Source organism: Nostoc sp. (assembly GCF_035638895.1).
GTDB lineage: Bacteria > Cyanobacteriota > Cyanobacteriia > Cyanobacteriales > Nostocaceae > Nostoc.
Genome location: NZ_DASQZC010000045.1, coordinates 1 through 15,094, shown reverse-complemented (window position 1 = coordinate 15,094; position 15,094 = coordinate 1). Strand labels below are relative to the sequence as shown.

Sequence of the window (15,094 nt, the reverse complement as noted above, 5' to 3'; positions counted from 1 at the left end):
AGTTTATTTATCGCAACTTGGGAGTAATTACAAGAATTGTACCTACTCTAGATACCCACACAGCAACACAAATTTTCCATCCCATCTTTTGGGTGAATGCCGCCGGAGAACATCCTATTCCAGCAGCTACTAACATTACTCCAAAAGATATCGAGCAAGGTATTTGGAAAGTTAACCCAGCAGTTGCTGATACTGTTACTAATGGGGATTATGAATTATTAGAAAAACATACTTACCATTACGTTAAGCAACTTAGTCAAGACGGTAAATACCCCCTGACAGTTTGGCCTTATCATTCTATGTTGGGTGGTATTGGTCATGCTTTAGTTTCATCAGTAGAAGAAGCGATATTTTTTCACGGTATTGCTCGTCAGAGTCAGACGCAATTTGAAATTAAAGGTGAAAATCCCTTAACAGAAAACTATTCCATCTTACGTCCAGAGGTGTTAGAAGATTTTGAGCAACGTCCACTTGCTCTAAAGAATACTCGCCTGATTAAACAACTTTTAGAATATGATGCAGTAATTATTGGTGGTCAAGCTAAAAGTCACTGCGTCGCTTGGACAATTGACGATTTATTAACAGAAATTAAACAGGTAGATGCTACCCTTGCTCAAAAAATCTATTTGCTAGAAGATTCTACTTCACCTGTTGTTGTTCCCGGTGTTGTGGACTACACAGAACAAGCAGATGCGGCATTCGCAAGATTTGCAGAGGCAGGAATGCACATTGTAAAATCTAGCGAAAATATAGCATCTTTTTTTTAACGCATAGGCGCTTCGCCTTCCCGCAGGGTAGGATCGCATTCGCAAAGCGTCTCGTAGAGAAGGTTTCGCAGAGGAACACAGAGATTTACTCTGCGTTTCAAAACGAACTTTATTTTTTCAAATAACCCTTTGGATCTTCTGCTACCCAACCTAGAGATGAGCTAGAACGCACTTCAAAATGGAGGTGCGGTTGACTAGAGGTTGGTTGTCCGCTAGTGCCTACTGTTCCCAGTAAGTCTCCTTTTTTTACTTGTTGACCGACAGAAACCTTGATGCTGTCAAGCTGGGCATAGCGGCTTTGGAGTCCGCCACTGTGGTTAATAATGACCAACTTGCCATAAGAACCTTGATCGTTGGCAAAGGCTACGGTTCCAGGCGCGATCGCTAGCACATCTGTACCAACTGGTGCTAATAAATCAACACCACTGTGGAAGAAAACTTGACCTGTAGCAGGATTAATTTGCCAGCCGTAAGCTAATCCCACATTTGCCACTTCCCCCAAAGGATATCCAGATAAGGATGCACGGTTTGGCGTACCTGCATCAGTAGGTAAAGGGGACTTAGTTACAACACCATTGGGCGACCAATTTACCCCCGGAACAAACACAATTCTGGGGTTTTGTTGGCAGCCATTCACCTCAAAAAGGCTATCAGCACGAACTTTGTATTGTGCCGCTACTTGTCGCCAAGTTTGACCACGAGGCACTTCGACTACAATCCCATTGTAGGGAGGAATTTGAAGTACACTCCCAACGGCTGCGATTGCACCGCTCTGCAAAGCTGGATTCATGCCGATAATAGTTGTAGGTATGAGATTGTAGCGCTGCGCTATGCTCTCCAAAGTTTCGCCACGAACAACTTTATGGCGTTGGAAGCGAGATAGGGCTGGAGTTGGGCAATCACCCACAGCAGCTTTGGCACTGTTGATGTTTGGCAGTATGGATACTAAGCTCAAGGCGCTAACTAAGCTACAGAGAATCAGTTGACGAAAGGGTAAAGTCATGTATACAGGTCAAGATCGCATTATTAAATTTTAGATGGAGAGTGTGGGAAGTGGGGAACGAAGGAGCAAAAGAGCAGGGGGCAAGGGGAAGAATAAAAATTACCTCTTTCCCTCTGCCCCCTGCGCCTCTTGTGCCCAATCCTTAATTCCTCGTAAATTGATCTGTCCACTTGCCGTTAGCTTGACTACACTTAGAAATTAGCAACTGCATTTCTGTCCTTAAGCAGAATGATTATGAAGTTATCCTTAAAGCAACTGGCGGTTTATGTATTTTTACTGGCGTTTGGCTGTGGTGCAGGTTTATTTGGCAGTCGCTATCTCCTGCTCAAAAATTCTTCGTTCCTACAGTTAAGAAATGTAACAATGGCTTCGCCTCCAGAATCTGTAGTGCCAAATTCTTCTAACGGAGCAATTGGGGCTACTGGGGGCGATAATGTAAATTTTATTGCCACGGCAGTACAAAAAGTTGGCCCGGCTGTGGTGCGAATTAATGCCACTCGCAAAGTCGCTAATCCTATCTCTGATGCCTTGAAAAATCCTCTCTTGCGGCGATTCTTTGGAGAGGATGAGCAACCAATTCCCCAAGAACGCATTGAGCGCGGTACAGGATCGGGATTTATTTTGAGCGAAGATGGAAAATTACTCACTAACGCTCATGTGGTAGCTGACACAGATACAGTACAAGTCACCCTCAAGGATGGTCGGAGTTTAGAGGGGAAGGTGGTAGGAGTTGATTCGGTGACAGATGTGGCGGTGGTAAAAATAAAAGCGGATCATTTACCCACAGTGAAGTTAGGCAATTCGCAAAATTTAATACCTGGACAATGGGCGATCGCTATTGGCAATCCTCTTGGTTTAGATAATACTGTCACTATCGGCATCGTCAGCGCTACAGATCGCACCAGCACTCAAGTTGGTGTCCCAGATAAGCGAGTCAGCTTTATCCAAACTGATGCCGCAATTAACCCTGGTAATTCTGGTGGCCCCTTGTTAAACGCCCAAGGCGAAGTGATTGGTGTTAACACTGCCATCCGCGCTGATGCTCAAGGACTTGGTTTCGCCATCCCCATTGAAACCGCCGCCCGCATTGCTAATGAACTTTTTACCAAAGGGCGTGTGGAACATCCTTTCTTGGGTATTGAAATGGCAGACCTTTCTCCCACTAGAAAACAGCAGATTAATCAAGAAAATCAAATCAATATTCAGCAGGATGCTGGGATTGTGATTAAAGGAGTCACAGATGATTCCCCAGCCAAGCGTGGAGGACTGCTTCCTGGAGACGTGATTCAAAAAGTTAACGGTAAACCAGTCAAAACCTCAGCCCAAGTTCAGAAGCTGGTAGAGTCCAGCACAGTTGGCGAGATATTAGCGATCGAAGTCAACCGTAGCGGTAAAATTCAAACCTTCAAAGTCCAATCAGGAGCTTATCCCGCAAGGAAGTAATCAAAATAATTCGTAATTGATAATTCGTAATTGCAAGACGCTTTCTAAGAGACGCCGCGCGTAGCTTGCTTCTTTGCAGCATTAAGCGAACTTGCTAACAATAGGTTATCAGTGGAGGCTTTAACTCTCCACAAATGTCTTGTTAACCACTGAATTTTTAATTCTGTATGGGCTGCTATAACCTTTTGAATTACGAATTACGAATTACGTTAGCGCAGCGATAGCGAGTCCGCGAGCGTCATTAGTAATTATTTGGTCAATAGTTCCAGAATATTTGACTACTGACTATTGATTATTGGCCATTAGACAAATGCTCTAACTGCATTCTTTGTTCCATCTGGCGCAGAAAATACCCTGTCATCATGGCCGACGCTAGAAGCCCAGCTAAATTCTCCCGATCTGTTGTGATTTGCACGTTGAAATTTTCTGGCGGGAGCATTCCCACAAGCCCTTGGACATTTTGCGAGATGATTTGTTTAATTTCAGGGCTGGCGGACTGAGCAATCCTGGCTAAAACATCAGGAGACTGATGCTGTAGATATTTGAGTAGCTGATTCGGGTATTGCTCAGAGTGGTCTGAAAGAAGTTGATTAGGGTGTTCCTCAGAGTTGTCATTTAAAAAGTCAGGATTAAACACCATTGGCAGTTTTATTTAGCTTAATTGCTAACTCTACTCTAAACCATAGTACAAGGGTAGCGCATTCACCACAGGTATAAGTCAAGAGGAGGGGAGTGGGGAGTGGGGAATGGGGAATAATCTAATAGTCCTTCTTCCCCTATCTCCCCTGCTCCTTAATCCCCCTCATCCCCCACTCCCTACTCCCTCCAGTTCTAGTTCTAGTTGTTCTTCCTTCTGGCTAGTAGAAAGTATTTGGGGAAGTTGTTCGATTTGGAAATATTGATGGAATTTTGGGGTTACTTGGAGTGAATAGGAGCGAGAGTCGCTGTCTCGGCGCTTGCGGATGAAACCAAGTTCTACGAGTTCTGGAACGTGCTGATATACTCCTGAACCGCGCAGGTTAATCAAGTCGCTCTGGAGTATGGGACTATTTAAAGCGATCGCAGCTAAAGTCCGCAATGCACCTACACCCAATTCTACTGGTATCATCGTTTGCACTAAGTCATGAAAATCAGACCGTAGTTGCAAACTGTAACCATCTGGAGTTTCTACTACCTCTAGGGCGCTGTCTCGGTGGGCATAGTTGTCCATTAGTTCAATTATGCCTTCTTTGACAGTGGCGCGATCGCACGCGGCATACTCGGCAATTTCGCCGAGCGACAAGGGTTTACCCTTTAAATACAGAATTGCTTCTATCTTCGTCGCTGTGGCTGTAATCATTTAGTTATTAGTCATTTTTCATTGGTCATTAGTCATTTGTCATTGGTCATTAGTACATGACAACTAATAATCAACAAGTGTGTGGCATTGTATCGTAAATTGTCAAAATATTGTTTGATACTCTCAAATTGGGCATGGGGCATTGGTTATTAATTCTTCTCCCTCATCTCCCTCATCGCCCCACTCCCCACTCCCCACTCCCAACTTTCTCAAAAGCCTCTAGTTGTGAGAATAAATTCTGCGATCGCTAAATCTTGGGGAGTTGTCACTTTTAAATTTGTCTCTTCTCCCTCGACAATTCGCACTTCAATACCACATTTTTCAAATAAAGCCGCGTCGTCAGTTACTTCCCAGCCTTGACGGACACCTTCAGCGTGGCACTGTTTCAACAATTTGACATCAAATCCTTGGGGAGTTTGTGCCGCCCATAATTGCCGTCTATCAGGTGTTTTTTGAATTATGCCTTGTTCATCGACAACTTTAATGGTGTCTTTAACGGGTACACCAGCAATTAAACCGGGACAATGGCGAATGGCTTGGGCACAAGAATCAAATAAATCTGGTGTGGCCAGGCATCTAGCCCCATCATGAATCAAGACTTGTTCTGCGGCTACTGGTAACGCCTGCAAGCCATTGTAAACAGATTCTTGACGGGTGGAACCACCTGTAATCAATTCCACTGGTTTAGTCAGCTTCAGATTGGCGAGAATTGCGTTGAAGTCTGGCCAATCCGTAGGCTGAGAAATAATTCCGATCCAACTGATTGTACTAGCGGCTTCTGCGGCTAATAAAGTCCAGGCAATAATTGGTTGCGATCGCACGACTAGCAGGAGTTTATTGCGGTTACTCCCCATTCTTTTTCCGGTTCCCGCAGCTGGAATTAGTAAATACACAGAATTCCTCAATCTTTAAGCTATATATTTTCCCCTAAAATAGGGAGCGAGTAAGCGTCAATAAATATTATGCGAGTAGTAGCCCTTGTACCTGGCGGAATTGGCGACCAAATTCTCTTTTTTCCGACTCTAGATGACCTCAAGCGCAATTACCCTAACGCTCAGATAGATGTCGTTGTTGAACCCCGGTCAAAGGCTGCCTATCGAGTCAGCAAGTCAGTTCACGAGGTACTGACCTTTGATTTTCAAGACCGTAACAGTCTGGCAGATTGGGGTAACTTGGTGGGGACAATTCGCGATCGCGAATACGATGTTGCCATTGCTGTTAAGCAAAATTGGTTGATGGGTCTTTTAGTCTGGTTGACAGGAATTACCACACGCATTGGCTACCAAGGCAAAGGAGCGGTTTTTCTGACCAACGCTGTGCCATTTAAACCATCCCAGTATGCGGCGGCAGTATATCATGATTTGCTGCAACCATTAAGCATAAAAACCCCTGTCCCAGAATTAGCTGTAAATGTACCAAAAACAGATATTGACTGGGCAGAAAAAGAACAAAAACGTTTAGGGGTTCATGAAACAGGTTATATCTTGATTCATGGCGGTTCTGGCCAGTTATCCCAGGCTAAAGAACTGGATAAAATCTACCCTGTCCAGAAGTGGCAGCAAATTATTCAAAACTTCCAAGATAAGCAACCGGATTTGCCTGTGGTGGTAATTAAGGGAGTTGACGATGAGCAGTTTGTGCGATCGCTTCTGGGGTATTCTCCAGATATCAAAGTGACTGCCCCAGATGATATTGGTAAGTTAGCTGCTATGATTGCCGGGGCAAATCTGATGTTGTCTACTGATAGTGCGGCACTACAACTAAGTGTTGCAGTCCAAACCTATACCATCGCCCTATTTGGGCCCACTGAACCAGCGAAGTTGTTGCCGAAAAACGATAAATTCCTGGCCATTGAATCTCCCACGGGAAAAACGGCGGATGTTTCACCAAATGCAGTTTTGGAGAAAATTTGGGGCGGCTAAACCAGCAGTTTGTCTCAATTTCTGCAATTAGTCTATTGGATATCCAATATAGTTATGCGTTTGTTGAATGACCGCAAAACCTGGACGTGACAGCTAGATTTTGCGGTTATTCAGAAGAAGAATACAGAATTTAGAATCAAGACGTTCTCTATGAGACGCTGCGCTATCCACCAGTCGCTTAACCTTCTTCTGAATTCTGGCTCCTGACACCTGAATTCTTATTAAAATATCTCAAAAAAAGCATCCTCTAATTCATAACCCAGCATTTGGGCCATAGACTTCAGCCGTGAGAGGCTAGGGATGTTTTGTTGTTTGAGCCAATCACCTAAAATAAAGATTTTGTGCATCAAGAATATTTCTAAGGCTTCAGGATTGTACTGAATGCCTTCTTTGGAACTGAACTGGTGTGGTACAAGCATGGCGCTATAACGAGCAAATTCTCCAGCTTTCCAATCTAGTAAAAATGGTAGCCACGGGTATTTGGCATCTAGGCGCACAAACCACAGCCGCACCTCTGGAATTTCTGAGAGTTCCCGTGGGTCGCCAGGTTCGAGTTCATAATTGATATCAAAATGTAGCTGCTGTTCATGGGATGCGGGCCCATCTTGCAGCAGTTGTTCAATCACCGTTGACGCAGGCAACAGATCCAGATTGTTAATGAAGTCATTATTGAGTGCGATCGCAATTGTCTTTGATTCAGCAGCCACTTTTTTGATGCTCAACTGTAGGATCGACAATATACAGTAGCAGCTTTCAGGGATTGACGCTAGATTGACCTTTAGGAATAAATTAGTATTTACTAATACTTTATTTGCTGATAATTGGTCAACCTATACAAGGTCTATACACAAGTCTGACCTTCTCTAATTTATTTGATACCTTTGCTTAGTTTTCGCTGGTTATCACAAATATACATCTAGTTGCTAGCCTTGATATGAGCAGATGGCGATGCCTGCGGCGGGCTACGCCTACGCCACTCACGTATACTGAATTTTTAAAGTTAAATGTTACTTTTGCAATGGCGATAAATACTTGCCTTTAACTAAAAAATTACTACACGATTAATATGGTGTGACATGAAAATTAGCCTACTTGGGGCAGGCGTTACCTTTGCCAAGGTGGACATTTACAGCAATTTTAAGTTAAAGTTGTAATGAGTTTGTTTTAGATTAAGGTCTGACAAAGTAGCCGTCAATAAGCAAAAAAATCATTATCGCAACCTGTAACTTCCGCAGCATCAAAAGCCAAAACACAAGTACAGGTAGAAAAAGTGGTATGCAATATCATTGCATATATTAAATAAGCAATAAACATTTAACTGGGAAAATTCCCTCAACAGTTAAGAAGCTGTAATATGCAAAAACAAACAATTTCTACAAAACCAATTCGTTCTCTAGAAGATGCGCTTGACCAGTGCCAAATTCTGGGTATGCGCGTCAGCCGTCAGCGTCGTTTTATTCTGGAATTACTTTGGCAAGCAAATGAACATCTTTCTGCTAGAGAGATTTACGATCGCTTGAACCACCAAGGCAAAGATATCGGTCATACTTCTGTTTATCAAAATTTAGAAGCATTATCCAGTCAGGGCATCATTGAGTGTATTGAACGCTGTGATGGGCGTTTGTACGGCAATATTAGTGATTCTCACAGTCATGTAAACTGTATAGATACAAATCAAATTCTTGATGTCCATGTAGAACTCCCAGAAGAGTTAATCCGCAAAATTGAAGAAGAAACAGGGGTGCGGATTACTGACTACAGTATTAACTTTATTGGCTACCGTAATCCGCAAGAGGAGTAGGGAGCAGGGGGAGCAGGGGGAGCAGGGGAGGTAGGGGAAGTAGGGGAAGAAAAACTATTGATTGATTCTGAGCAATGCCCAATGCCCTATTCCCCAATAGAATTATTACCAAAAATTGTCTCATCATCGACATTATCATATAAATCTTCTGGTAAAATTGTGCCTTCGGAGCTTTCAATTAGTCCGATCACAGGGAGTTTGTTCCAATTATTATCTGTATTTGTCGAAATTTTAACGGTGTTTAAGAAAGGCTGCTGCGATGCCTGCGGCGGTAAACTACGCAAATGTTTCAATCTTTGAAACGATTGGGAGAAGAAAGCATCATTATCGCTGGCTAATTTTTTATTAGCCTCAGCGAGAATGGCATCAAATAAGCAGGCGTTAGTGAGATTAGCAGAATTAAGATTTGTTCCCATAAGATTTGCTTGTTGCAGGTTTGTACCTGTAAGGGTTGCCTGTTGGAGGTTTGCGCCTGCGAGGTTCGCCCCGATTAACTCTGCATTGGATAAGTTTGTCTGCAAAAACTGGGGTAGATATAGCGTCGCTAACACAACACAAAGTTAACTTAATATGCGAAAACTCAATTAAACTTTTTTGCGCGGCAGTCGCTACAACGAGGGGAACCCCCGCAACGCGCTGCCTTGCCTCTTTGGCTGTGCGTGAGGTATCCGAACCCTGAATTTTAAAGTAACTGCCCAAAGTTGACAAAAACTAGTTTTTCTATAACCAGGTTCTGACTCAATCACAGCGCTCGTTTCTAAATCAGCTAGCTGTTGCTGCGCCCATGTCTTTAAATCAACTGGTTTAACACCGAAAACAGGTAACAATGGGAGAGACAAAGTTTTGTGTCAAAGCTGTTTTTTGATTGGTAAAAAACAGTGCTTATGTAATTGAGTAGACTATGAGCGATCGCCCGATAAAATTATTGTTAATCGACCAAGACCCGATTTTTCGTCTGGGATTACGGGTAGCTCTAGAACCAATTCCTAACCTGAAAGTAACAGGAGTGGTAGAAACTGATACTGCTGCCTTGCAGATTTTAGCAGAAATTGCCCAAGAAGACCCAAACCAGGTAAATTTGCTAGTTTTGGAATTTGGTAATGGTCGCTCCACCACCAGTCAACAGCTAGGCTTACAATTGTGTCGGCAGATCAAAGCCTTATATCCCAACCTGCCAATTTTGCTTCTCAGTTATATTCAAGAACAAGGACTGCTATTGGCTGCGAAATCTGTTGGTATTAATGGCTACTGCCCTAAAGGTACACCACTTCCTGAATTAGTCACCGCCATGCAAGAAGTTGCAAATGGTAGTTCCTATTGGTTTCAGGACACAGAAGCAATCACAACTCCTAACTCCCCACTCCCAACTCCCCACTCCCAACTCCCTTTTTCTAAACTCCGAAATAATTTACGTTTGTCAGGAATTGCTCACATTGAAGCTACCCTAGCCGCAGTAACAGCACAATTACAAGTTCCCGGATTACCAGTATTAGAGCGAGCAATTTTAGCTGGACAGAGGCGAGAACTGCTAGCGGCTCGTTGGTTGCTAAATCGGTTGTTGGTTTCATCACAAGAAAAGCAAGAAGAAGATATTCCCGTTGCAGATGAGCCGCCTATAACTCCTTGGTTAAGTAATGCCATTCAACAAAGGCAAATGCTACCTTTACTTAGTCCGGGAACACTACAATCTGCATTATTTGCATCTTGTGTTACCAAACTTCAATTTCCTTTACGAAATGTCACAAATATACCTTTAGAAATCGACATATTTCGTGAAGATAAAAAACGAGAATTACTTTATCTTATCCTGCAAAAACTAGCTGAACAGTTGGATGAATTGCGTGCTTCTCAAATAGAGATAAATCAATTATATGAGGTCAAAATTAGCTTATTACGCGAGTTATGGCAAGCAGCAATTACAGATTTTTTTGGGAAGTTTTCTCGGATAAAATTAGAAAATAAAAATATAGAGATTGTTAATTATTTATTACCAAATATAGAAGTTGTGCAAAGAGATATTCTTAATAAAATTCCGTTAGTTTGTGAGTTGTATTCCTATTTGATGTTTCAAACAGAATTAAACATTGATAATACCTCCTATCCAGTAGCCAGTACTGAAGCCAAGTCCCAAGCATTAATGATTTTAGAGAACTTGTTGATTCAGGTAGCGAATGGGGTAGTGCAACCATTGCTAAATTCTTTAGCAGATGTAGAGTTGATTAAGCAAAACTTTTATGGAGGGCACTTGATTTCCACAAGAGAGATTGAACGATTTAGAAATGATTTGTCGTGGAAATATTGGTTAAAAAATTATATAAATGAACCAAAAGCCGTTTTTGAAAGTCGCTACGAACTATTTGTAATTGCGCCTCGTGGTATTGCAAATACATCAGTTTATGCTCCTCGAAATCAGGAGTTAGTAAAACTTTCTAGTATTCCTTTAGTTGTGACATTGCTTCTAGAATTTAGTGATGCGATCGCACCGCGTTTAAAATCACTATTAGCTTTTGCAGGTAGCGGTATAGTCTTCATACTCACCCAAATAATTGGTAGAGGTTTAGGTTTAATCGGTCGTGGTATTCTTCAAGGTATTGGTAATGCTTCGTTAATAGAAAAGAATTTTAGACGAAATAGCGATCGATTCAAGTGAAGAGGTAGGGGGAGAATTTTTAACTCTTGACTAATGACTAATGACTAATGACTAATGACTAACAATGATTTTATCGGACTAGCAATTTCTTATGTTTATGCTATTGGTCTGCTCGTTATTGGCGAGGGACTGCGTAGGCTGTTTGGTGTAAAGCCAGATTTGACCCGCAAAGTAATCCATATTGGTGCAGGGATGTGGGTTTTCGGTGTCCTGCTACTGTTTAAGCACTGGCAAATCGGAATTATACCTTTTGCCAGCTTTATCGGACTCAACTACCTGTTTTACCGCTACCGAATCATCGGCGCAATGGATACCCAGGATAGCTCCCCTGGTACAGTTTATTTCGCTATCTCAGTGACCCTGCTTTTCGGGCTACTGTGGCGACCAGATGGGCCAGTAGATAGCGTTGCGATCGCAGTAGCTGGGATAATGGCGATGACTTGGGGTGATGCACTAGCAGCATTAATCGGTAGACGCTTCGGGCAGCATAAATACCAAGTGGGAAATTCTGTGCGTTCCTGGGAAGGTTCAGGAGCAATGTTTGTAGCGAGTACAGTAGTGATTTTCTTAGTGCTGTTGCTGCTACCTGGTTCCTCGCTGAGTCCCCTAGCGAAACCTTTTAGTTTGGCATGGGCCTTATTGACGGCGGTAATAACTGCTACTTTCGCAACCCTAGCAGAGGCAGTCTCACCCCACGGCACAGATAACCTCAGCGTGCCTCTGGTAGCGGCTGGGATAGTGTGGGCAATAATGCAGGGGTTTTAAACCAAAATTTAACTTCCGAGTTCAAAGGCTCAACTTCCGAGTTCAGAGCTAATCATGAATACAAGACTCACCTTGATAGCATATAGTTCTAACTCCCCACTCCCCACTCCCTACTCCCCACCCCCATTCACAAATTCCAATTGCGGCGGAAATGGAAGAAGCCTTCTAAAAACTCTTGCAAAGCAATATTGCTATTTAACCTTTGCTTACTCCACTCTCTTGCAGCTTGTTCCAGAATTTCTGAAAAACTCGGATAAACGGGAGATAAATTTGCTAAATCTTTGACTTTAATTTTTTGGGACATTGCCAAGGCAATCAAATTAATCAACTCTCCAGCTTCTGCCCCCAATATCGCAGCTCCCAAAATTTCGCCGTTGTCTAGCACAATTAATTTACACATACCAGTGGTTTCGTCTCGAAGTTGGGCTGCTGCCACTGTTTTAAAATATTGTCGCAAAACTAAAACTTCATCTCGATTAAAGAGGCGTTTTGCCTGCGCCTCTGTTAAACCCACTTGCGCCATCATCGGCACAGAAAACATTGCCCAAGGAATGAAGCGATAATCTACTCGTAACCTGGGGAAAAAGAGGGCATTGTTCAGGGCAATTTTTGCTTCATAATTAGCGATATTGGCAAAGTCGTAACCACCAATTACATCACCACAGGCGTAAATGCGGTGGTTAGTGGTTTGCAGTTTATCATTCACTACCAAGCTACGCTGATGCCATTTCACACCTACTGCTGCCAAATTTAGAGATTCAAAATTCGGCTGTTGTCCAGTCGCCACTAAAATTTCATCAGTTTCAATAGCTTTATCTCCTGCTTGAATCCACTTTTTATCCTCAATTAGCCTCACTTGAGTCACTGGTTTTTCAGTGAAGACGCGCACACCTTCGACTTCCAACTGTGCCTGAAGCAATATGGCTATCTCAGGGTCAATATTGGGTAGAACATAAGGATGCTTGACTACCAGCGTCACACTGCAACCAAACCGCGCTAAAGTTTGAGCAATTTCAATGCTTTGGGGAATTCCGCCGATAATTACCAAATTTTTAGGTAATATCCCTCCCTGTAAGGATTGCCAAATATTAGATAAGGTTAGATAGCCTGTGGCTTGCAATCCTTCAATATCTGGAATTTCTGGACGCGAACCACTGGCTAGCAAGTAGGTACGGGCGTGTAATAGGCGATTGTTAACGGCAAAAGCCAGTTGGGGGGAAGATTGAAATTGACCACTGCCAACGATGATATCTACCCCCGACGCGGCTAGGATGGCTGGAGAATGCTGTTCTTTGAGATTTGAGGCGACGCATTGAGCATACAGCATAGCTTCTTGCCATGCCATAGATATGTGGCATTCTTCTGAGGTATCAGTGTGTGTGGCATGAATACCAAAACTAGCGGCATCATTCAACTTCTGCGCCAGCTTACCGATTTCGGTAAGAGCATGGTGATGAGTAAACCCGTAGTCTACTTTAGGTTCCACCAGGGCAACTGTAGCACGTAGTTGGGTTGCAGCAAGAGCAGCGTAGTATCCAGCAAGACTGCCGCCAATAATTACAACATCGTAGTCAATAGTCATTTGTCATTTGTCATTTGTCATTCATTGGGCATGGGGCATGGGGCATGGCTGAAGAATCAATAAATAGTTTTCTTCCCCTGCTCCCCCTGCCTCCCCTATTCCCCATTCCCCACTCCCCACTCCCCACTCAACGCTGTTAGTAAGCGTTGGTTATCAAAGTGGGAACGTATAGCAACCCGGAAAAAGCGATCGCCTAGTTCTTTAAAACTAAGGCAATCGCGGATTAAAATCTGGTGATGCTTGAGTAATTGTTGCTGTAACTGCAAAGTAGACTCTTGGGACTCAACTAGTAAAAAGTTAGCAGCGCTTACTTGGGGTTGTAATCCTGGTATTTCAGCCAAACCCTGAAAGAGTTGGTTTCGTGCAGGTGGTAGCCATGCCCAGGTTTGCTGCTGAAACTCCGTATCTTGGAGTGCCGCAATTGCCGCCGCGGCCGCTAGCGTGTTTACGGGCCAGGGGTCACGCCATAGCTGCCATTTAGCTAGGCAGTCGGGGTGTGCGATCGCATATCCTAATCGCAGTCCTGGGAGGCTGTAAAATTTGGTTAGCGATCGCAATACTACTAAATTCCTATATTCCTGCACCACCGGAATCAGGCTTTGTTCCTCATTGGGCGGCACAAAATCCATAAATGCTTCATCCACCACAACCAAAGCAAATTGCTCCAGGTAGGGCAAAATAGAGTCCCGTGAAAATAGTTTTCCGGTTGGGTTGTGGGGATTATTCAGCAATAGTCCTTTGTCCTTTGTCCTACCCTGCGGGAAGCCGCTGGGGCGTCTATGTCCTTCGTCCTTTACAAGTGACCAATGACCAGTGACTAATGACAAAGGACACTCCAGGACTTTAGCGTTGTACGACTTCAGGGTTCGGTAGTAGTCGCCAAAGGCTGGAGTGATTAAAATTGTCGCGGCTAATTGGGCTAATTCCCTACCTATGAGAGTGAGTAATTCTGCGGAGCCGTTACCCGGCAGAATCCACTCAGGCGGCAATTGATGGAAGTGACTGAGAGCTAGTCTCAGTTCACTATAGTTTGGGTCTGGATAGTGCTTAAGATTACCGATTTGGGACAGTATAGCAGCGATCGCGCTATTTGGAGGCCCCAACGGGCTGATGCTAGCAGAAAAATCCAGAATAGCATCAGGGGGACAGCCAGCCAGTGCTGCTGCCCAGGCTAAATTTCCCCCGTGTGCAGGTTGCCGCATTAAAAAAGGGTTCCCGAAGACAGAACCTATGCTTTTGGGGGTGCTACCTTTTCTCTAAACAGTTTTCCTGCCGAGAAGGCAGGAACCCTCGTGGCTGGAATTTCCATTTTTTCATTTGTTTTCGGGTTGCGACCTTCGCGGGCTTTACGTTCCCGTGATTCAAATGAGCCAAATCCTACCAATGTTACCTTATCACCAGAGGAAACCGCTTCAATAATAGTTTCCAAAGCAGCAGTTAAGACTGCATCCGCTTGTTTCTTGGTAACACTAGCTTTTTCAGCTACGGCATCAACTAATTCACCTTTGTTCATGTCAAACTCCTGAAGGTTTACTTGAGATTCTTTACGGATGCATCATGATACATCTGTACCGAAATCTTTGTTTGCGAAAATACAAAAATCATCCTTTGGGAGTAGCTTTACTCAAAACGGCTGTACATCCCATCGGCTCGACTTTTCAATGAATCATTCTAAGGTGTTGTAGCCTGATGTGGATAGATGAAACCATTAATTTATATAGATTTCAGGATTTTTTGTAATTTTAGGGTACTTGTTTCACTAAAAACCACCCCAAAAGTAGGAAAAAATACCTACTAAATGCTGCAATCGTCAAGAAAACGG

Annotated in this window: 15 protein-coding genes; 6 read left to right on the top strand and 9 right to left on the bottom strand. The window is 43.4% G+C overall.

The window, feature by feature from the left end:
- A partial coding sequence (locus VE944_RS02055) for a cysteine hydrolase family protein (RefSeq protein WP_324971536.1) occupies positions 1-767 on the top strand: 767 nt, incomplete at its 5' end.
- A gap of 109 nt (positions 768-876) precedes the next feature.
- Here the strand turns inward: VE944_RS02055 and VE944_RS02050 are convergent.
- Positions 877-1,770, bottom strand: coding sequence for a M23 family metallopeptidase (locus tag VE944_RS02050; protein ID WP_324971533.1), 894 nt, complete (start codon positions 1,768-1,770; stop codon positions 877-879).
- A gap of 234 nt (positions 1,771-2,004) precedes the next feature.
- Here VE944_RS02050 and VE944_RS02045 point away from each other — a divergent pair, with 234 nt between their 5' ends.
- A complete protein-coding gene (locus tag VE944_RS02045; RefSeq protein ID WP_324971530.1) occupies positions 2,005-3,213 on the top strand; it encodes an HhoA/HhoB/HtrA family serine endopeptidase in 1,209 nt (402 codons plus the stop codon).
- 292 nt (positions 3,214-3,505) lie between these two features.
- Here VE944_RS02045 and VE944_RS02040 read toward each other — a convergent pair whose 3' ends face one another.
- The 3 genes from VE944_RS02040 to ispD all read right to left on the bottom strand — a co-directional run bounded on the left by VE944_RS02040 (position 3,506) and on the right by ispD (position 5,445).
- On the bottom strand, positions 3,506-3,853 hold the full coding sequence (locus tag VE944_RS02040; protein WP_118162998.1) for a DUF760 domain-containing protein: 348 nt from the start codon (positions 3,851-3,853) through the stop codon (positions 3,506-3,508).
- A 162-nt stretch (positions 3,854-4,015) separates the two neighbouring features.
- Positions 4,016-4,552 carry an SMC-Scp complex subunit ScpB gene (gene scpB, locus VE944_RS02035; protein ID WP_324971525.1) on the bottom strand — a complete coding sequence of 179 codons (537 nt, stop codon included), beginning with the start codon at positions 4,550-4,552 and terminating at the stop codon, positions 4,016-4,018.
- 209 nt (positions 4,553-4,761) lie between these two features.
- Positions 4,762-5,445, bottom strand: a complete 684-nt coding sequence (ispD, locus tag VE944_RS02030) for a 2-C-methyl-D-erythritol 4-phosphate cytidylyltransferase (protein WP_324971522.1) — start codon at positions 5,443-5,445, stop codon at positions 4,762-4,764.
- A 69-nt stretch (positions 5,446-5,514) separates the two neighbouring features.
- Between ispD and VE944_RS02025 the strand changes: the two genes are divergently transcribed.
- Entirely contained in the window at positions 5,515-6,474 is a 960-nt protein-coding gene (locus VE944_RS02025; RefSeq protein WP_324971518.1) for a glycosyltransferase family 9 protein, read from the top strand.
- Between the two features lie 221 nt (positions 6,475-6,695).
- On the opposite strand, the gene VE944_RS02020 is transcribed toward VE944_RS02025, so the two are convergent.
- Complete coding sequence (locus VE944_RS02020) at positions 6,696-7,181, bottom strand: CRR6 family NdhI maturation factor (RefSeq protein ID WP_324971515.1); 486 nt, start codon at positions 7,179-7,181, stop codon at positions 6,696-6,698.
- A gap of 647 nt (positions 7,182-7,828) precedes the next feature.
- Here VE944_RS02020 and VE944_RS02015 point away from each other — a divergent pair.
- Complete coding sequence (locus VE944_RS02015) at positions 7,829-8,275, top strand: Fur family transcriptional regulator (RefSeq protein WP_324971512.1); 447 nt, start codon at positions 7,829-7,831, stop codon at positions 8,273-8,275.
- Between the two features lie 86 nt (positions 8,276-8,361).
- On the opposite strand, the gene VE944_RS02010 is transcribed toward VE944_RS02015, so the two are convergent.
- Entirely contained in the window at positions 8,362-8,826 is a 465-nt protein-coding gene (locus VE944_RS02010) for a pentapeptide repeat-containing protein (RefSeq protein WP_324971509.1), read from the bottom strand.
- A gap of 350 nt (positions 8,827-9,176) precedes the next feature.
- On the opposite strand from VE944_RS02010, the gene VE944_RS02005 reads away from it, so the two are divergent.
- Both VE944_RS02005 and VE944_RS02000 read left to right on the top strand, forming a co-directional pair.
- Positions 9,177-10,925 carry a DUF3685 domain-containing protein gene (locus VE944_RS02005; protein WP_324971506.1) on the top strand — a complete coding sequence of 583 codons (1,749 nt, stop codon included), beginning with the start codon at positions 9,177-9,179 and terminating at the stop codon, positions 10,923-10,925.
- 54 nt (positions 10,926-10,979) lie between these two features.
- Complete coding sequence (locus tag VE944_RS02000) at positions 10,980-11,690, top strand: diacylglycerol/polyprenol kinase family protein (RefSeq protein WP_324971503.1); 711 nt, start codon at positions 10,980-10,982, stop codon at positions 11,688-11,690.
- A gap of 127 nt (positions 11,691-11,817) precedes the next feature.
- On the opposite strand, the gene VE944_RS01995 is transcribed toward VE944_RS02000, so the two are convergent.
- From VE944_RS01995 to VE944_RS01985, 3 genes are all read right to left on the bottom strand, one after another.
- Positions 11,818-13,272 carry a dihydrolipoyl dehydrogenase family protein gene (locus tag VE944_RS01995; RefSeq protein ID WP_324971500.1) on the bottom strand — a complete coding sequence of 485 codons (1,455 nt, stop codon included), beginning with the start codon at positions 13,270-13,272 and terminating at the stop codon, positions 11,818-11,820.
- A 95-nt stretch (positions 13,273-13,367) separates the two neighbouring features.
- Positions 13,368-14,474 (bottom strand): threonine-phosphate decarboxylase CobD, encoded by a 1,107-nt coding sequence (gene cobD, locus VE944_RS01990; RefSeq protein ID WP_324971497.1) that lies wholly within the window; start codon positions 14,472-14,474, stop codon positions 13,368-13,370.
- Positions 14,475-14,500: 26 nt separating this feature from the next.
- Positions 14,501-14,785: an HU family DNA-binding protein gene (locus tag VE944_RS01985; protein ID WP_010998076.1), complete on the bottom strand. Its 285-nt coding sequence runs from the start codon at positions 14,783-14,785 to the stop codon at positions 14,501-14,503.
- Positions 14,786-15,094: the final 309 nt, after the last annotated feature.